The organism is Klebsiella terrigena, assembly GCF_006539725.1.
In the GTDB taxonomy this organism is placed as follows: domain Bacteria; phylum Pseudomonadota; class Gammaproteobacteria; order Enterobacterales; family Enterobacteriaceae; genus Klebsiella; species Klebsiella terrigena.
In genome coordinates this window covers 155,857-174,315 of record NZ_BJNO01000007.1, presented here as the reverse complement: position 1 = coordinate 174,315, position 18,459 = coordinate 155,857, and the positions used below count along the sequence as shown (strand labels likewise).

Genomic DNA, 18,459 nt, shown 5'->3' with positions numbered 1-18,459 from the left:
GAATTTGCTGCATCCTTACCGCCAGCGCGCTTAATCCGCCCGGCCACGCGCCAGCCACAGCACGCGGGAGAACATTTTCTTCAGCAGCGCCGGCACGGATTCAACCCCGCGCCTCCCGGCTTCCATCGCCACTTCAATCGCCAGGTCCGGCTTTGATGAGCGATGGATAGCTTTGGTGATCACCCGCCGCAGATTCATCGGCACGTTTGGCGGCAGCTGCGCCACCCGATGATAAACATCGCTAAAGCCCTGACGATACATAAAGTGTTCCATGTCCAGCGCCGGCAGCGTTGTCAGATGGTCACGCTCCAGGTCGCGATCGTCGTTAAGCAGACTGCGCACCGTCGCGGCGTATTTCTTCCCTGCCTCGTCGCCATCGACCAGAACGTGCCATTGAATGCCCATTCGGCGGGCGAACTTGATCAACGGCTTTAGTCCCGACTGGGCAAACTCAATAACCTTCACCCCTTCCGCATCAAAGTGATGCCCGCACTGTCTGGCCAGTTCGTTGATAACCCAGGTTTCGGTCTCCCCTTCCACCAGCAGCCAGCAGCGGGCAAACAGCGACGAGGCGCGATTAAAGCGAATGTGAAAAGCGATGCGCCGGCTGTCTTCGGCATTCATTCCCCCCGGCCCAAGCCGCCAGGCCGAGACGCGCGACGATTCGCGCACCAGGCGGCAGACGTGCTCAACGGGAGTCAGCGACAGCAGCTCGCCAGAGTTGGTGGTGGTCACGCGCTGCAGCGGCAGCAGGTTGAGCAGATGCCAGGCGACGGAGAGCATAATCGGGTGCAGCCGGGTTTCCGGGTCTTCAATCAGCAGCAGCGGCCGCGCGTCGCGGTCAAGCCGGACCGTGCCCTTGGCCTGCAGCAGAGTAGAGAACAGGCCGAGGAGGATGACCCGGTGGCTTCGCCCTCCGGGCTTATCAATCATTCGGTTGATGATATCCAGATAGCGCCAGCTGCGCTGTTCATCGTGGGAATGGCGGCGCATCAGACGGTTGCGGGACTGCACGCTGCTCTGCTCGGCAAAATAGTGTTCAAGGAGCTGCACCATGGCCGACAGCCCCTGACGAATCTGGCCGTCGGTTAAATTTTGCGGATGGCTCACCAGCTCGCGGGAGAGATAATCCAGCTGGCGGGCGGTGATTTCAATTTGCGGAGAGTGCGGCACGCTGTCGTTATGAATGCGCCGCATAAAGCGGGCGTCGCGCAGGCGCAGGACCGGCATCAGGCGCACCAGGTGGCGCACGAGCTCGTCGATATCCTCCAGCTCCAGCGCTTCCCCTTTGCCGTCAATAAAGCTGCGCAGCGTCATTACGCTGCCGTCATCGGCCAGCTCGCCCTCCAGGCGATAGAAAATTCGCTGATAGCCGTCATCACAGGGGACCCAGCTGTCGCTGAGCGGGCGGAAGCGCCGCACCCGATGGTGGCCAGGCTCGCTCTCGCGGAAGGTCAGAATGATGTGCAGATGGTGCTCGCGTCCCTGCACGTCGCCGGGCGGAAACCAGAAATCATCCCGGACAAAATGATAAAGCTCGAACTCTGGCGACAAGAGCAGCGTCAGGGCATCCAGAAGGCTGGATTTTCCCCACGCATTCTCGCCGATCAGCACGTTATTTTGCTCCAGCATCAATGATAAACGATTGATACCGCGAAAACCGACGATCTCCACGCGCTCAAGAAGCATATCCCCTCCGCTCAGTCACCACTTTCTCCTTCAGTTATCAGCAGTATAGCGACACATGCTGGAACATGACACTGCCGCAAACGCCAATATCAGCAGAGGCGAAAAATAACGTTTTCAATATGATTATTGATAAGGGTATTTGTTTAAAAAATAATTCATTCATTGCAGTGGTTACATCTATTATTTTTGTACTACTCTTTTCTTGCACAGTGAATGGTATAAGGATTAACATCACCTTGCCCTAAATCAAATTACATCTATTTATTTAACTGGTTACGGGATGACGATCGTCCATAAAATAGCGACGCTTTATTTTTATCTTCATCCTTTAGTTGATAAATAAAGATCGGCACGTTAAATCGTGCTCATTAACATTATTATTTGAGGTGGTTATGTTTAGAAAATTAGCAGCGGAATGTTTTGGTACATTCTGGCTTGTGTTCGGTGGCTGCGGTAGCGCGGTTCTGGCAGCAGCCTTCCCGGAGCTGGGAATAGGATTTGCCGGGGTCGCTCTGGCCTTTGGTTTAACCGTATTAACGATGGCGTTTGCCGTGGGGCATATTTCCGGCGGGCACTTTAACCCGGCGGTGACCTTAGGCCTGTGGGCCGGCGGTCGTTTCCCGGCCAAGGACGTGATCGGTTATATTATCGCCCAGGTAGTTGGCGGTATTATTGCAGCGGGCGTTCTGTACGTGGTTGCCAGCGGTAAAGCGGGCTTTGACGCAGCGGCCAGCGGCTTTGCGTCCAACGGCTTTGGCGAACACTCTCCGGGCGGCTACTCAATGCTTTCGGCGATTGTCATCGAAATTGTGCTGACCTGCGGCTTCCTGCTGGTTATTCACGGCGCAACGGATAAAAACGCCCCGGCGGGCTTTGCACCGATCGCTATCGGCCTGGCGCTGACCTTAATTCACCTCATCAGCATTCCGGTAACCAATACCTCCGTCAACCCGGCGCGTAGCACCGCGGTCGCTATCTTCCAGGGCGGCTGGGCGCTGCAGCAGCTGTGGCTGTTCTGGGTGATGCCAATCATCGGCGGGATCCTCGGCGGCGTGCTCTACCGCACGCTGCTGGAAAAACGCAGCTAGTCTTACCGTAGACTCGCGCTCAGGCCCGGCTATGCCGGGCCTTTCTTTTTGGTGACGGCTTTACTCGGTACCATGATTTGGGTAGTGTCAGTGGCGCTATTTTCATTCTGCAAGGACCAGCCGTTCATGTTTTCGGGATTATTAATCATTCTGCTGCCGTTGATTATCGGCTATATCATTCCACTTCGTCAGCCGGTAGCGCTTAAAGTCATCGCGCGACTTTTGAGCTGGATTGTCTACGTTATCCTCTTTTTCATGGGGATCAGCCTCGCCTTCCTCGACAATTTAGCCAGCAACCTGCTTTCCATCCTTCATTACGCCGCGGTAAGCGTCGTCGTTATTATGCTGTGTAATATTGCGGCATTAATGTGGCTCGAGAAGAAGATGCCGTGGCGCAGCCAGCATCGGCAGGAGAAATTACCTTCGCGCGTGGCGATGGCAATGGAATCACTGCAGCTGTGCGGCGTGGTGCTTATTGGTTTCCTGATTGGCTTAAGCGGTCTGTCATTTCTGCAGCACGCCACCGAAGCCAGCGAATATACGCTGATTTTCCTGCTGTTGCTGATTGGTATTCAGCTGCGCAATAACGGTATGACCCTGCGGCAAATAGTGCTTAATCGCCGGGGAATGATTGTGGCGGTCGTCGTCATGGCCAGCTCATTACTCGGCGGGATGATCAACGCCTTTATTCTCGACCTGCCGCTCAAAACCGGGCTGGCAATGGCTTCAGGATTTGGCTGGTATTCGCTCTCAGGGATCCTGCTGACCGAATCCTACGGGCCGGTGATTGGCAGCGCCGCGTTTTTTAACGATCTCTCCCGTGAGCTGCTGGCGATTATGCTTATTCCCGGCCTGGTTCGCCGCAGCCGCTCAACGGCCTTAGGCCTCTGCGGCGCGACCTCGATGGACTTTACGCTGCCGGTATTACAGCGCTCCGGCGGCGTTGAAATCGTGCCGGCGGCGATTGTTCATGGTTTTATTCTCAGCCTGCTGGTGCCCGTGCTGATGGCCTTTTTCTCCGCTTAATACCCCTGTGGCGGTAGTCATCTACCGCCAAAATTGCGCTAAATCAATCTCCCTGTAAATTGTATTAGAAATCCCTTTAATCCCTGCGCGCCCGGGCATAACCTTAAACATGTATATTAAATATAACTTTAAAAAAGGTGTGACCATGTTTTGTGTGCAATGTGAACAAACCATCCGTACCCCCGCAGGGAACGGCTGCTCTTACGCGCAGGGTATGTGCGGTAAAACGGCCGAAACCTCCGATCTGCAGGATCTGCTGATTGCCTCCCTGCAGGGCCTCTCCGCCTGGGCCGTTAAGGCTCGTGAATATGGCATCGTTGACCATGAAATTGATAACTTTGCGCCGCGTGCCTTCTTCTCCACGCTGACCAACGTTAACTTCGACTCTCCGCGCATCGTGGGCTACGCGCGTGAGGCCATCGCGATGCGCGAGGCGCTGAAGGCCCAGTGCCTGAATATTGACGCCGGCGCGGCGCCAGACAACCCGATGGCCAGCCTGCAGCTGGTTAGCGACGATTTGGGCGACCTGCAGCGTCAGGCGGCAGAATTTACCCCCAACAAAGACAAAGCAACCATCGGCGAGAACATCCTCGGCCTGCGTCTGCTGTGCCTGTACGGCCTGAAAGGCGCCGCGGCCTATATGGAGCACGCTCACGTTCTGGGTCAGTACGACAACGATATCTACGCTCAGTACCACAAAATTATGGCGTGGCTGGGCACCTGGCCTGCCGATCTGAACGCTCTGCTGGAGTGCTCAATGGAGATCGGCCAGATGAACTTCAAAGTGATGAGCATTCTGGACGCCGGTGAAACCACCAAATACGGCCACCCGACCCCGACTCAGGTCAACGTGAAGTCGGTTGAAGGTAAGTGCATCCTGATCTCCGGTCACGACCTGAAAGATCTGTATAGCCTGCTCGAACAAACCGAAGGCACCGGCGTTAACGTCTATACCCACGGTGAAATGCTGCCGGCGCACGGCTACCCCGAGCTGCGTAAATTCAAACACCTGGTCGGTAACTACGGCAGCGGCTGGCAGAATCAGCAGGTTGAATTTGCCCGCTTCCCTGGCCCTATCGTGATGACCTCCAACTGCATCATCGATCCGACCGTTGGCGCCTATGACGACCGTATCTGGACCCGCAGCATCGTCGGCTGGCCGGGCGTGAGCCACCTTGAAGGCGAAAACTTCGCGCCGGTGATCGCCCAGGCGCAGCAGATGGCCGGCTTCCCGTATAGCAAAATTCCGCACCTGATCACCGTTGGCTTCGGCCGTCAGACCCTGCTGGGCGCGGCGGATACGCTGATCGACCTGGTCAGCCGCGAAAAACTGCGTCATATCTTCCTGGTCGGCGGCTGCGACGGCGCGCGCGGCGAGCGCAACTACTTCACCGACTTCGCGACCAGCGTTCCGGACGACTGCCTGATCCTGACCCTGGCCTGCGGTAAATATCGCTTCAACAAGCTCGACTTCGGCGATATCGAAGGCCTGCCGCGCCTGGTGGATGCCGGTCAGTGTAACGACGCCTACTCGGCGATTATTCTGGCCGTCACCCTGGCTGAAAAACTGGGCTGCGGCGTGAACGACCTGCCGCTGTCGCTGGTGCTCTCCTGGTTCGAACAGAAAGCGATCGTTATCCTGCTGACCCTGCTCTCACTCGGCGTGAAAAACATCGTCACCGGCCCAACCGCTCCGGGCTTCTTCACCCCGGATCTGCTGGCAATCCTCAACGAGAAATTTGGCCTGCGCTCTGTGACAACCGTTGAACAAGACATGCAGCAACTGTTGAGCGCGTAAGGAGCGATAGAATGACTATGCCAACCCAGCAGTGCCCATGGCGGATGCAGGTACACCACATCCATCAGGAAACCCCCGACGTCTGGACGGTATCGTTGCTATGCCACGACTACTATCCCTATCAGGCCGGGCAGTATGCGCTGGTCAGCGTACGCAACTCGGCGGATACGCTGCGTGCCTACACGATCTCTTCTACGCCGGGCGTCAGCGAGTACATTACGCTGACCGTGCGTCGTATTGATGACGGTGCCGGCTCTCAGTGGTTAACCCGTGACGTCAAGCGCGGTGACTACATCTGGCTGTCCGATGCGATGGGTGAGTTTACCTGTGCAGATAAGCCGGCGGACCGTTTCCTGATGCTGGCAGCCGGCTGCGGCGTGACGCCGATTATGTCGATGCGTCGCTGGTTGGCGAAGTACCGCCCCGAGACCGATGTGCAGGTCATTTTCAACGTGCGTTCGCCTGAGGACGTTATTTTCGCCGAAGAGTGGCGCCAGTACGCGGTTACCCTGGTGGCGGAAAACAACGCCACCCACGGCTTTGTTGCCGGCCGACTGACCGCCGATCTGCTGAAAAGCGTACCGGATCTGGCCTCGCGTACCGTAATGACCTGCGGGCCTGCGCCTTATATGGAAATGGTTGAGCGGGAGGTCAGCGCGCTGGGCGTCACGCGCTTCTTTAAAGAGAAGTTCTTTACGCCGGTCGCCCAGGCGGCCACCAGCGGGCTGAAGTTTACCAAACTGCAGCCGGCGCAGGAGTTCTATGCGCCGCCAGGCACCACCCTGCTGGAGGCGCTGGAAAGCAACAAGGTTCCGGTTACCGTCGCCTGCCGTGCCGGCGTCTGCGGCTGCTGCAAAACCAAAGTCGTTGCCGGCGACTATACGGTCAGCAGCACCATGACGCTGACCGGGCAGGAGATCGCCGACGGCTACGTGCTGGCCTGCTCCTGCCACCCGCAGGGCGATCTGGTTCTGGCTTAGCGGGGAATCATCCTCAACGGCAAGCCCCGCCCTGTAGGAGGGGCTTTTTTTATTTCCACGCCGGGTCTTTTACCAGCGAATAGCGGCCGGCGCCCATAAAGGCAATCGCCAGCGCGCCAATAAAGAAGTAGACCAGGCTCTCAATCGCCCAGGCGCCGGTTTTATCCAGCTGCCAGGTTTCTCCCGTACCGACCATCAGCCACGCCACCACCATGGTAAACGCCAGCACCAGCGCCGCCGGTCGGGTGAGGATCCCCAGAATCAGCAGGCACGGTGCCAACACTTCTCCCACCAGCACGCCATAGGCAATAAAGCCCGGCAACCCTTTCGCCACCAGCATCCCGCCGATCCCCGCGACGCCGTCAAACAGCTTATGCAGCCCGTGGAATAGCATCAGCCCGCCCACGGCAAGTCGTAACAAGAGTTTGCCAAAATCGTCGTGCGCTAGCATTTTATTAACAGCATTTAACAGTGATTTAACCATTTGAAATGATTCCTGTTTACCCTTTTAGTGGTTACAGATTATGCGCAACTTTCGCGCAAGAATACCAGCTGAAAATGGGTGGGAGATGCGGGCGTAACGATGAGTTTCATCTAAGCTTGTAAGCGTTATCACATAAAGGAGATGGAGAACCATGAAACAGACCGTGGCCGCATACGTAGCGAAAACTCTTGAACAGGCCGGCGTGAAGCGCATCTGGGGCGTCACCGGCGATTCACTCAACGGATTGAGCGACAGCCTGAACCGCATGGGCACCATTGCATGGATGCCGACGCGCCATGAAGAAGTTGCCGCGTTTGCCGCCGGCGCCGAAGCCCAGCTTACCGGCGAGCTGGCGGTCTGCGCGGGCTCCTGCGGCCCGGGCAATCTTCATCTGATCAACGGCCTTTTTGACTGTCACCGCAACCACGTTCCGGTGCTGGCCATCGCCGCCCACATTCCCTCCAGCGAAATCGGCAGCGGCTATTTTCAGGAAACCCATCCGCAGGAGCTGTTCCGCGAATGCAGCCACTATTGTGAGCTGGTCTCCACCCCGGAACAGATCCCGCAGGTGCTGGCCATCGCCATGCGCAAAGCGGTCCTCAACCGCGGCGTTTCGGTGGTGGTGCTGCCGGGAGACGTGGCGCTGAAGGCCGCCCCGGAAGGCGCCAGCAGCCACTGGTACTCCGCCCCGCTGCCGGAGGTGACGCCGCCGGCGGAAGAAATAGCTCGTCTGGCGCAGCTGCTGCGCTACTCCAGCAACATTGCCCTGATGTGCGGCAGCGGCTGTGCCGGAGCCCATGAAGAGCTGGTCGCATTCGCCGCCAAGCTCAAGGCGCCCATCGTCCATGCCCTGCGCGGCAAGGAGCACGTTGAGTACGACAACCCTTATGATGTCGGAATGACCGGGCTGATCGGCTTCTCGTCCGGCTTCCACACCATGATGAACGCCGACACCCTGGTGCTTCTCGGCACCCAGTTCCCCTACCGGCCCTTCTATCCCAGCAGCGCGAAAATCATTCAGATTGATATCAATCCCGGCAGCATCGGCGCGCACAGCAAAGTCGATATGGCGCTGATCGGCGATATCAAATCGACCCTAAAAGCGCTGCTGCCGCATCTGGAAGAGAAGACGGATCGCCGCTTCCTCGACAAAGCCCTTGAGCACTACCGCGAGGCGCGTAAGGGGCTCGACGATCTGGCCAAGCCGAGCGATAAGGCCATTCACCCCCAGTACCTGGCGCAGCAGATAAGCCGCTTCGCCGCTGACGATGCCATTTTCACCTGCGACGTCGGTACGCCAACCGTCTGGGCCGCACGCTATCTGAAGATGAACGGCAGGCGCCGGCTGATCGGCTCGTTTAACCACGGCTCAATGGCCAACGCCATGCCGCAGGCGATTGGCGCGAAGGCAACGGCGCCGGAGCGTCAGGTGGTGGCGATGTGCGGCGACGGCGGCTTCAGCATGCTGATGGGCGACTTCCTCTCGCTGGCGCAGATGAAGCTGCCGGTAAAAATCGTGATCTTTAACAACAGCGTGCTGGGATTTGTCGCAATGGAGATGAAGGCCGGGGGCTATCTGACCGACGGTACCGAGCTGCACGACACCAATTTCGCCCGCATTGCTGAAGCCTGCGGCATAAAAGGCATTCGCGTCGAAAAAGCCTCTGAGGTCGACGACGCGCTGCAAACCGCGTTTAGCACCGACGGCCCGGTGCTGGTCGATGTGGTGGTTGCCAAGGAAGAGCTGGCGATCCCGCCGCAAATCAAGCTGGATCAGGCCAAGGGTTTCAGCCTGTATATGCTGCGCGCCATCATCAGCGGACGCGGAGATGAAGTTATCGAACTGGCGAAAACCAACTGGCTCAGGTAAAACATCCTTTTGAGCCCACACAACATCATTCATGATGCATCGAAGGCCCCGCTGGGGTGATTTATGCGACTAACGCGGATACAGCGTGAAGGATGAAACACTAACAAGGAAATGCCGTGATAGATCTCCGCAGTGATACCGTAACCCGTCCGGGGCGCGCCATGCTGGATGCCATGCTGTCAGCCCCGGTCGGCGACGACGTTTATGGCGACGACCCGACCGTTAACGCGCTCCAGCGCTACGCCGCAGAGCTGGCCGGCAAAGAGGCGGCGCTGTTCCTGCCGTCCGGCACCCAGGCGAATCTGGTGGGCCTGCTGAGCCACTGCCAGCGCGGCGAAGAGTATATCGTCGGCCAGGGCGCGCATAACTATCTGTACGAAGCCGGCGGCGCGGCGGTGCTCGGCAGCATTCAGCCGCAGCCCATCGACGCGGCGGCTGACGGCACTCTGCCGCTGGATAAGGTCGCGGCAAAGATTAAGCCTGACGATGTCCATTTTGCCCCGACTCGCCTGCTGAGCCTCGAAAATACCCATAACGGCAAGGTGCTGCCGCGCGAATACCTCAAACAGGCGTGGGAGTTTACCCGCGAACGCGGCCTGGCGCTGCACGTCGACGGCGCGCGCATCTTTAACGCGGTGGTGGATTACGGCTGCGAGCTGCGCGATATCGCCCAATACTGCGACTCCTTCACCATCTGCCTCTCTAAAGGTCTGGGAACGCCGGTAGGCTCGCTGCTGGTCGGCAGCCACGACTACATTCACCGCGCCACCCGCTGGCGTAAAATGGTCGGCGGCGGCATGCGCCAGGCCGGAATTCTGGCGGCTGCGGGCCTGTACGCTCTGCAAAATAACGTCGCGCGCCTGCAGGAGGACCACGACAACGCCGCGTGGATGGCCGGGGAGCTGCGCGCCATCGGCGCAGACGTCACCCGCCACGACACCAATATGCTGTTCATCCGCGTTGGCGAAGAGCAGGCCCAGGCGCTGGGTGCGTTTATGCAGCAGCGCGGCGTGCTGATCAACGCCTCGCCGGTTGTGCGTCTGGTCACCCATATCGACGTCAATCGTCAGCAGCTGGCGGAAGTGGTTGGCCACTGGCAGGAATTTTTGAACCGCTAAGGAGTCAGGCGTGTCGCAACGAATTCTGGTGCTCGGCGCCAGCGGCTATATCGGTCAGCATCTGGTGCAGGCATTGAGCGATCGGGGCTATTGCGTGCTGGCGGCGGCGCGCCATATTGAGCGGCTAAAAAAACGCAATCTCCCGGGAGTGAGCTGCCATGCCATCGACCTCACCCGGCCGCAGGGGCTTTCTGCCCTGCTGGCGCAGGTGGACACCGTTTACTATCTGGTGCACGGCATGGGCGAAGGCGGCGACTTTATTCGGCACGAGCGCGAGGTGGCGCAAAACGTGCGCGACGCCCTGCGCGAAACGCCGGTAAAGCAGCTGATATTTCTCAGCTCGCTGCAGGTACCGGCGGCGGAACAGTCTGACCACCTGCGCGCCAGGCAGGTCACCGCCGACGTTCTGCGCGAGTCCGGCGTGCCGGTCACCGAGCTGCGGGCGGGCATCATCGTGGGCGCCGGCTCCGCCGCGTTCGAGGTGATGCGCGACATGGTCTACAACCTGCCGGTTTTAACGCCGCCGCGCTGGGTGCGCTCGCGCACCACGCCTATCGATCTTGAAAACCTGCTCTATTATCTGGTGCAGCTGCTCAACCATCCGTGCGCGGAACATCGCGTCTTCGAAGCCGCCGGGCCGGATGTTTTAAGCTACCAGCAGCAGTTCACCCACTTTATGGCGGTCAGCGGCAAGCATCGCCTGCTGATCCCGATCCCTTTTCCCACCCGCTGGATTTCGGTGTGGTTCCTCAACGTGATTACTTCGGTTCCGCCGACCATCGCCAAGGCGCTAATTCAGGGGCTGAAGCACGATCTGATCGCCGACGATCGCGCGCTGCGGGCGCTGCTCCCCCAGCCGCTGATCTCCTTTGACGAAGCGGTACGCTGCACGCTTAAAGAAGAGGAGCAGCTTGTGAACTCCAGCGACTGGGGCTACGACGCGCAGGCCTTCGCCCGCTGGCGGCCGGAGTACGGCTACTACCCTAAGCAGGCCGGCTGCACGGTTAGCACCACCGCCAGCGCGGCGGCAATCTGGCAGGTCGTCAACCAGATCGGCGGCAAAGAGGGCTACTTCTTCGGCAACGCGCTGTGGAAAATTCGCGGCGCCATGGACCTGCTGGTAGGCCATCGACTGGCGAAAGGCCGACCGTCGCGCGACCTTCTGCAGACCGGCGACGCGGTAGACAGCTGGAAGGTGATTATTGTCGAACCGGAAAAGCAGCTCACCTTACTCTTTGGCATGAAGGCGCCCGGCCTGGGGCGCCTGAGCTTTACCCTCAGCGATAAAGGCGACCACCGCGAGCTCGACGTCCGGGCCTGGTGGCACCCTCACGGTATGCCGGGGCTGTTCTACTGGCTGCTGATGATCCCCGCCCATCTGTTTATCTTTCGCGGCATGGCGCGACGTATTGCCCGGCTGGCAGAGCAAATCACAGGCAAATAGGAAGTATCTACGTCATTCTGCTATCATTCTCATTGCATCGTGAGGAGAATCACGGAAAAATGCGCACGAAATTCTTTTCTGGGACAGTAGGTTGATATGAAGGTACTGGTTACCGGTGCGACCAGCGGGTTAGGCCGCAACGCGGTGGAATATCTGCGTAACAAAGGCATCAGCGTCAGAGCGACCGGGCGAAACGAAGCGATGGGCAAGCTTCTGAGCAAAATGGGCGCCGAATTTGTCCCTGCAGATTTAACCGAACTGGTTTCATCCCAGGCCAAGGTGATGCTTGCCGGTATCGATACCCTATGGCACTGCTCAAGTTTTACCTCGCCGTGGGGCACGCAGCAGGCCTTCGATTTAGCCAACGTCCGCGCCACCCGTCGCCTTGGCGAATGGGCCGTGGCCTGGGGCGTACGCAACTTCGTTCATATCTCCTCTCCTTCGCTCTATTTTGATTATCACCACCATCGCGACGTGCAGGAAGATTTTCGCCCGCACCGCTTTGCCAACGAATTTGCCCGCAGCAAGGCGGCGAGCGAAGAGGTGATTAATCTGCTGGCCCAGGCGAACCCCAATACCCGCTTTGCCATCCTGCGCCCGCAGGGTCTGTTCGGCGCCCACGACAAAGTGTTCATCCCCCGCCTCGCGCAGATGATGCAGCACTACGGCAGCGTAATGCTGCCCCGCGGCGGCCGCGCGCTGGTTGATATGACCTACTATGAGAATGCGGTGCACGCGATGTGGCTTGCCAGCCAGCCGCAGTGCGACCATCTGCCCTCCGCCCGGGCGTGGAATATCACCAACGGTGAACCGCGCACCCTGCGCAGCATCGTGCAAAAGCTGATTGATGAGCTGGGAATAAAGTGCCGTATTCGCTCTGTCCCCTATCCGATGCTGGATATCATCGCCCGCAGCATGGAGCATTTTGGCAATAAGTCAGCCAAGGAACCGGCCTTTACCCACTACGGCGTCTCCAAGCTGAACTTTGATTTTACCCTTGATATTTCCCGCGCTGAGGAAGAGCTGGGCTACCGCCCGGTGGTGACGCTGGATGAGGGAATTATCCGCACCGCGGCCTGGCTGAAAGATCACGGCAAGCTGCACCGCTAGCGCCGAATTAACCCTGGCCGTATTTCTCCAGCAGCGCTTCGGCGATGGCCTGGGTTTCCGCATCGGCGACGCCGTCCCAGCGCGCCGGCCGGAAATGCATCTGAAAGGCCATAATCACCCGTTTCTGCTGCGCTGGCGTCATCTCCGGCGTCACCTGATAGCCGTAGCGGGCGAGTAAATCCAGTAGCGCTGCGCTATCGACCGGCTGCCAGGTCGGGCGACCGTTGAGATAAAACGCGACCCGATCTTCATCCGGCCAGGCGCCAATGCCCTGTTCGGCCAGCTGGCGCCAGGGGAATAGCGGCCCGGGATCGTCCTTACGCTGTGGCGCAATATCGGCATGAGCCACCACGTTTTGCGGCGCAATGTGGTAGCGGGCGATAATATCCTTCGCCAGGGGGATCAGGGCATCAATCTGCGCCGGGCTAAACGGCGTAAAGCTTTTTACCCCCGCCGCTTTCTGCCAGCCACGATTTTCCAGCTCAATGCCGATAGAGGTGTCGTTAATGCGCGTACTGCCGCGCCAGAAGCTAATCCCCGCATGCCAGGCCAAATCCTCTTCCGGCACCAGCTGCCAGATGCGCGGCTTACCGCGGTGCAGCGGCGGTCGTTCAGGGATCAGGTAGTGGGAGCTTACCTGGTTGTCGGTTAAGGTCGCCAGCGAGACGTCAAAATCATCGGCGGTATAGTGAATGACCAGCACCTTCACCCGCGGGTAGGCGGCCTGCGCCGGATGGCGGGTATCCAGCTGATAGCCGTCACGATCGATAATCCCCTTTTCCGTTGTGCAGCCGGCCAGCAGCAGCGCAACGAGAACCATCACTCCCCTGAGCTTCATCGGGAGGCCCTCCCGGCGCGTGCGGTGAAACATACCATCACAAAATCCTTCCTTTTGGCCTAAGAGAGCCTGAGCGTTGCGACATAAGGCGAGGCAAAGCGCTCACATCTCCCCCGCATTCAGTAAAAGGTGCAACCGTTAACACGAAATTATAATAATTACGGACGGCAACAAATACGTTTTCCCATTTGCGGCGGCGTTAATAACAACCTGTTTTATGATAAACGATAAGCTCGGCGCTGTCTGCCAGGGGCGATTCAACGATCGGAACGACCATTTTATATAAGATAAATTTATACTAACGACAGTTATAAAATGATGATAAGACGATGCTCAACCACAGGCATCATGCAGGTCGCCGCCTGCAATGAAGTCGGGTTCATCTTTTCCTTACGAATTCGCGAGTTAGCGGTCATGGTTTTGTAGTATTTTGCTTGAAATTTTTTCTTAGTTGATTCAATCTGTGTTCGCTCATAAGTAGTTAAAATAAGAGCATGATGATAGCAAGATAAACAATGGAGTTTAAAAATATGAAATATGCAGCTTTAGTGGCAGGTGCAGCATTGTTTTTGACCGCAAACGCCTTCTCCGCAGAAATCTTATCTAAAGAAGATTTTGCCAAGGTTGAGACTCAGTATCAGAAAGTCGGTACGATCTCTTCTACCGGCCAGACCGCACCAAGCGATGCGCGTGCTGAGCTGATTAAGAAAGCCGATGAAAAAGGCGCAGACGTTATCGTTCTGTCCTCCGGCAATACTGATAAAAAGCTGCACGTCAGCGCCAATATCTATAAGAAGAAGTAATTAATTCTTCTCGAAAGAAACATTATCATCGTCAGATGATAATGTTTCCCATCCAGAACCGCGCGAGCAATATTTATTTTTAGATAGCATGACTATTTACCGCTATCGCATTCTGTCATCAAATACCCGCAACGTCCCCGAATAAAACACTCAACCGTCACGCAGAAAGTCAATCGCTGCGCCGGCGTCTTTATGTTTTCCAGCAAACTCATGTTTAAAAGCATAAGCCCCTGCCGGTGAGTCAATGCTGTCTATACTTCTGGGGTATAAAAATGAGACTCAATTTTAAACATTGCAGGTAGAAAATGAAAAAAATCGCGTTAATTATCTCTGGGCTCCTCTATTCCGGTCTTTCACAGGCAAGCGCGCTCTATTTTTATGAAATAGGTACCGAAGATGTCGGCCTTGCCGGCGCGGGCCAGGCCGCGAGGGCGCAGGATGCGTCAACGATCGTGACTAACCCCGCAGGAATGACCCGCCTGCCGGACCATATGTTCACCGGCGGGATGCAGGCGATGGGCGGGGATATCTCGTATCAGCTTAAGGATGAGAACGGCAGAAGCAGCCCCGGCAACGTGATGAACGTATTTCCGAACGCCAGCGGCTTCTATACGCAAAAAATCAATGACGACCTTTACGCCGGCATTGGTCTCTACGGCAACTACGGCTTAGGGATCGATTTTGGCAACTGGGCGGGCGATCGGCTGATCAAGAAAAGCACCATGGTCGCGATGACGCTGAGCCCGTCGCTGGCCTATAAGCTCAACGACCGTCTCTCCATTGGCGCGTCCGCTAACCTTAACTACGGCTTCCTTTCCCTGACCCGCAGCGTTGATGGAACCGACCAAAAGGACAAGGATCACGACTGGGCCATGAGCTATCGCCTGGGCCTGCTGATGCAGCTGACGGAGCAAACCCGCGCCGGTATCACCTGGACCAGCAAGACGGACTACAACTTCAATATTGACGGTAAGGCCCGCTTACCCAATCTGCCGAATACCGAGTACGACCTGCCGATTTCAGCCCAGGTTCGCGCACCGCAGCAGATCATGCTGAGCCTTGTGCACGACATCAACAAGCAGTGGTCGGTGATGGGGGATTTAGGCTGGCAGGACTGGAGCCAGTTCGGTAGCCCGCAAATCACCGTTGCCGGCAAGGAGAGCAACAAACAAAACCGCCTGAAGGACTCCTGGCATACCGCGGTGGGCGTCCAGTACCGGCCAACCGAGCAGTGGCGTTTGAACGCCGGGGTAGGTTTCGACAGCACGGTATACGACTCGCAGAGCGACGTGGCGCTCACTCTTCCGACCGGCGACGAATGGCGCTTTGCCACCGGCGCGCAGTATCAAATTACGCCGGCAAGCAATATCGGCGTCGCGGTCTCCTACCTGCACATGCAGTCGTCGCACGTGAAATCGCCGGAAATTATCGCCGGGGATTACGATCATCCGTACCTGTGGTTCGCCAGCGTCAACTACAGCTACCAGTTCTGATAGCGAATATCGCCCGCTGCTCCATCGCGCATCGGGCAATATTTTCATGGACTTAAATCAGTTTGAATAAAAATCTTACCGGTTTAATCTGCAGAATATCCTGCCAGATTTTATGTAAATCAATCACTCCCGCCAGCCCCAGCAGTGCCAGCGTAATCAGTACCGTCGCGGCGGTAATGATCAGCATCAGGCGCACCATATTACGCTGAATTTTATCCTGCTGCTTCGCGCGGCGCTCATCCTTCTCATGCTCGACCAGGGTGGCAATGGCGTTTCCCTGGACCCTGTATACGTTATTCTCTACCGCCAGCTCGCCTGAAAAAACCAGTGACGCCATTAACAACGTCACCTTCCGGCGAAACTGCTCGTTGCGAATATGCTGATACCACAGCTTGCCGTATAAAATATCAATAACTTCATCGACCGTAATCCCGGATGAGAGCCTTGAAGGCCGCTGGTGCACAAACTCGTTAACGATCAGGCCGAGCAGGTAAATACGGTCCTGGCTCCTCACCTCGCGCTCGCGGAAAAAAGCGGACACTACCGCAGCCTTACCCCTTAAGAGGGCTGTTTTTATATTAAAAATAGGTAGGTAGCAGTTAACAAAATAGCCAAAAACGTTTGTGAAGGTTATCTTGCCATATTTTTTATAGCTAACAATCTCACTCTCCATTGCGGCCAGGCGGGCGACAGGGAAAGCAATATCGCTATTGGCAGCGGCCCCAGTTGGATTTAAACAGCGCATGCTGACATCGCTGCCGTTAAAACCCGTTAACTGATAGCGGTTACGCTCAACGTCGGCAAAATAGACCGCGTAATAATCGTAAGGATCGCCGCCGCGTTCATTTTTGGCCACCAGCTTTGGTAAATGCGCGGCCCAGATCCTGGCCTTCAGGCTGGCCAGCGTTTTTCTTAACATAATATATTCCGTCGAGGTAGGTTTAATACTGGCTATAAATATAGCCTGTGATTGACTCAATCTTTTAGCATTAAGCCCGATCGGTGGTTTATTTTTAGCTAAGAATAGGTTTTACAAAGCGGCATTTATCAATATAAAAACTGCGTTCTGGCGCCAGAAAATAGCGCTCGCGCTGAGCCAGATGCATTAATGCAGTCGGATAACGGCGATAACTTAATAGCTTAGCTCTTAGAGTCAAGCGCATTCTGGAGCCAGTGCGCTATGCTTGAACAGCAACTAATAACGTAGTGAGCTTATAAGGAAATCATCATGCGCTACAAAATCATGGCCTTTATTATCCCCTGCGCGCTGGTACTTAGCGCCTGTACCACCGTCACGCCGGCCTATAAAGATAACGGCACCCGCAGCGGTCCCTGCATCGAAGGCGGCCCGGACGCGGTTGCGCAGAAATTTTATGATTATCAGATCCAGCACCGCAATAGCGACCTGACGGCGCTGCGTCCCTACCTGAGCGACGATCTGGCGAAGCTCCTCAACGACGCGCGCCAGGATCCTTCCCGTAACGCCGTGCTGCAGTCCAACCCGTTCTCCAGCTCGGCCACCCCGGCCGATAGCGCGGATGTCGCCAGCGCCTCCACCATCCCGAACAGCGATGCGCGCAATATTCCGCTGCGCGTTGAGTTCAGGCAGGGCAGCAAAACCTGGAAAGATGAGGTGCTGATGATTCAGGAAGGCCAGTGCTGGGCGGTAGATGACGTTCGCTACCTCGGTATTAACGCCCACGCGCCGGCGGGTTCACTGCAACAGAGTCTCGAAAAACGCGGATAAGGGCGCTGAACCTGCTCTACAAAACCGATAACCCCGGTAAAATGTCGGTATTTCATGCGGTAATGCCGACATTTGCTCCCGCCTTCCCCACGAACCCATATTTTGTGCTAAGTTTAGAGGTAAATGCGGGTTACATTTAACTTTTAACGCATAAATATTGCATAACTATTCTGTCAAAGGTAGTATTTGCGGCCTCAATAGCTATTCGTATCAGACTGCCCAGATGAGTATTAAACTAAACGGCATTAACTGCTTCTACGGCGCGCACCAGGCGCTGTTCGACATCACGCTGGATTGCCCGCAGGGGGAAACGCTGGTGCTGCTCGGCCCAAGCGGCGCCGGGAAAAGCTCGCTGCTTCGCGTACTCAACCTGCTGGAGATGCCGCGTTCCGGTACGCTACATATCGCCGGCAACCACTTCGACTTTACCAAAGCGCCGTCTGACAAAGCCATCCGTGAGCTGCGCCAGAACGTCGGTATGGTTTTCCAGCAGTACAATCTGTGGCCGCACCTGACCGTGCAGCAAAACCTGATTGAAGCGCCCTGCCGCGTGCTGGGCCTCAGCAAAGATAGCGCTCTGGCCCGCGCCGAGAAGCTGCTGGAACGTTTACGCCTGAAACCCTACAGCGACCGCTATCCACTGCACCTTTCCGGCGGCCAGCAGCAGCGCGTCGCCATTGCGCGGGCGCTGATGATGGAGCCGCAGGTGCTGCTGTTTGATGAGCCAACGGCGGCGCTCGATCCGGAAATTACCGCCCAGATCGTCAGCATTATCCGCGAGCTGGCGGGCACCGGCATTACGCAGGTCATCGTCACCCACGAAGTGGAAGTGGCGCGTAAAACGGCCAGCCGCGTGGTGTATATGGAAAATGGCCATATCGTTGAACAAGGGAATGCTGACTGCTTCGCGCATCCGCAGACCGACGCGTTTAAAAACTATCTTTCACATTGATGTTTTTCGGGGAAATGAC

16 protein-coding genes are annotated in these 18,459 nt (G+C 56.9%); 12 read left to right on the top strand and 4 right to left on the bottom strand.

Annotated features, from left to right (window positions below):
• Window positions 1-30: 30 nt before the first annotated feature.
• Window positions 31-1,689 (bottom strand): ATP-dependent endonuclease, encoded by a 1,659-nt coding sequence (locus RTE01_RS11195; RefSeq protein WP_076945046.1) that lies wholly within the window; start codon window positions 1,687-1,689, stop codon window positions 31-33.
• Window positions 1,690-2,081: 392 nt separating this feature from the next.
• On the opposite strand from RTE01_RS11195, the gene aqpZ reads away from it, so the two are divergent.
• The 4 genes from aqpZ (at window position 2,082) to hcr (ending at window position 6,581) form a co-directional block, all read left to right on the top strand.
• The gene (aqpZ, locus tag RTE01_RS11190) at window positions 2,082-2,777 is read left to right on the top strand and encodes an aquaporin Z (RefSeq protein ID WP_041144770.1); all 696 of its coding nucleotides are present in this window, start codon (window positions 2,082-2,084) and stop codon (window positions 2,775-2,777) included.
• Between the two features lie 126 nt (window positions 2,778-2,903).
• Complete coding sequence (locus tag RTE01_RS11185; protein WP_041144769.1) at window positions 2,904-3,803, top strand: LysO family transporter; 900 nt, start codon at window positions 2,904-2,906, stop codon at window positions 3,801-3,803.
• Between the two features lie 145 nt (window positions 3,804-3,948).
• Entirely contained in the window at window positions 3,949-5,601 is a 1,653-nt protein-coding gene (gene hcp / locus RTE01_RS11180; protein WP_141335017.1) for a hydroxylamine reductase, read from the top strand.
• Window positions 5,602-5,612: 11 nt separating this feature from the next.
• Window positions 5,613-6,581, top strand: a complete 969-nt coding sequence (gene hcr, locus RTE01_RS11175; RefSeq protein WP_134525478.1) for an NADH oxidoreductase — start codon at window positions 5,613-5,615, stop codon at window positions 6,579-6,581.
• A 49-nt stretch (window positions 6,582-6,630) separates the two neighbouring features.
• On the opposite strand, the gene RTE01_RS11170 is transcribed toward hcr, so the two are convergent.
• Window positions 6,631-7,065 (bottom strand): DoxX family protein, encoded by a 435-nt coding sequence (locus RTE01_RS11170; RefSeq protein ID WP_041144767.1) that lies wholly within the window; start codon window positions 7,063-7,065, stop codon window positions 6,631-6,633.
• A 151-nt stretch (window positions 7,066-7,216) separates the two neighbouring features.
• On the opposite strand from RTE01_RS11170, the gene poxB reads away from it, so the two are divergent.
• From poxB to RTE01_RS11150, 4 genes are all read left to right on the top strand, one after another.
• Complete coding sequence (poxB, locus tag RTE01_RS11165; protein WP_115193245.1) at window positions 7,217-8,935, top strand: ubiquinone-dependent pyruvate dehydrogenase; 1,719 nt, start codon at window positions 7,217-7,219, stop codon at window positions 8,933-8,935.
• A 116-nt stretch (window positions 8,936-9,051) separates the two neighbouring features.
• Window positions 9,052-10,053, top strand: a complete 1,002-nt coding sequence (gene ltaE, locus RTE01_RS11160) for a low-specificity L-threonine aldolase (protein ID WP_134525477.1) — start codon at window positions 9,052-9,054, stop codon at window positions 10,051-10,053.
• A 10-nt stretch (window positions 10,054-10,063) separates the two neighbouring features.
• Window positions 10,064-11,497, top strand: a complete 1,434-nt coding sequence (locus tag RTE01_RS11155) for a DUF2867 domain-containing protein (RefSeq protein ID WP_134525476.1) — start codon at window positions 10,064-10,066, stop codon at window positions 11,495-11,497.
• A 96-nt stretch (window positions 11,498-11,593) separates the two neighbouring features.
• Window positions 11,594-12,607: an NAD-dependent epimerase/dehydratase family protein gene (locus tag RTE01_RS11150; RefSeq protein WP_041144763.1), complete on the top strand. Its 1,014-nt coding sequence runs from the start codon at window positions 11,594-11,596 to the stop codon at window positions 12,605-12,607.
• 7 nt (window positions 12,608-12,614) lie between these two features.
• Here RTE01_RS11150 and RTE01_RS11145 read toward each other — a convergent pair whose 3' ends face one another.
• On the bottom strand, window positions 12,615-13,445 hold the full coding sequence (locus RTE01_RS11145) for an N-acetylmuramoyl-L-alanine amidase (RefSeq protein ID WP_134525475.1): 831 nt from the start codon (window positions 13,443-13,445) through the stop codon (window positions 12,615-12,617).
• A gap of 530 nt (window positions 13,446-13,975) precedes the next feature.
• Between RTE01_RS11145 and yahO the strand changes: the two genes are divergently transcribed.
• Both yahO and RTE01_RS11135 read left to right on the top strand, forming a co-directional pair.
• Window positions 13,976-14,248, top strand: a complete 273-nt coding sequence (yahO, locus tag RTE01_RS11140) for a DUF1471 family periplasmic protein YahO (protein ID WP_041147562.1) — start codon at window positions 13,976-13,978, stop codon at window positions 14,246-14,248.
• Between the two features lie 305 nt (window positions 14,249-14,553).
• On the top strand, window positions 14,554-15,741 hold the full coding sequence (locus RTE01_RS11135) for an OmpP1/FadL family transporter (protein WP_041144762.1): 1,188 nt from the start codon (window positions 14,554-14,556) through the stop codon (window positions 15,739-15,741).
• 52 nt (window positions 15,742-15,793) lie between these two features.
• Here the strand turns inward: RTE01_RS11135 and RTE01_RS11130 are convergent, their stop codons facing one another.
• Complete coding sequence (locus RTE01_RS11130) at window positions 15,794-16,660, bottom strand: hypothetical protein (protein WP_255313524.1); 867 nt, start codon at window positions 16,658-16,660, stop codon at window positions 15,794-15,796.
• 309 nt (window positions 16,661-16,969) lie between these two features.
• Between RTE01_RS11130 and RTE01_RS11125 the strand changes: the two genes are divergently transcribed.
• Window positions 16,970-17,488, top strand: a complete 519-nt coding sequence (locus RTE01_RS11125) for a lipoprotein (protein WP_115193250.1) — start codon at window positions 16,970-16,972, stop codon at window positions 17,486-17,488.
• 223 nt (window positions 17,489-17,711) lie between these two features.
• Complete coding sequence (artP, locus tag RTE01_RS11120; protein WP_041144760.1) at window positions 17,712-18,440, top strand: arginine ABC transporter ATP-binding protein ArtP; 729 nt, start codon at window positions 17,712-17,714, stop codon at window positions 18,438-18,440.
• Window positions 18,441-18,459 lie beyond the last annotated feature (19 nt).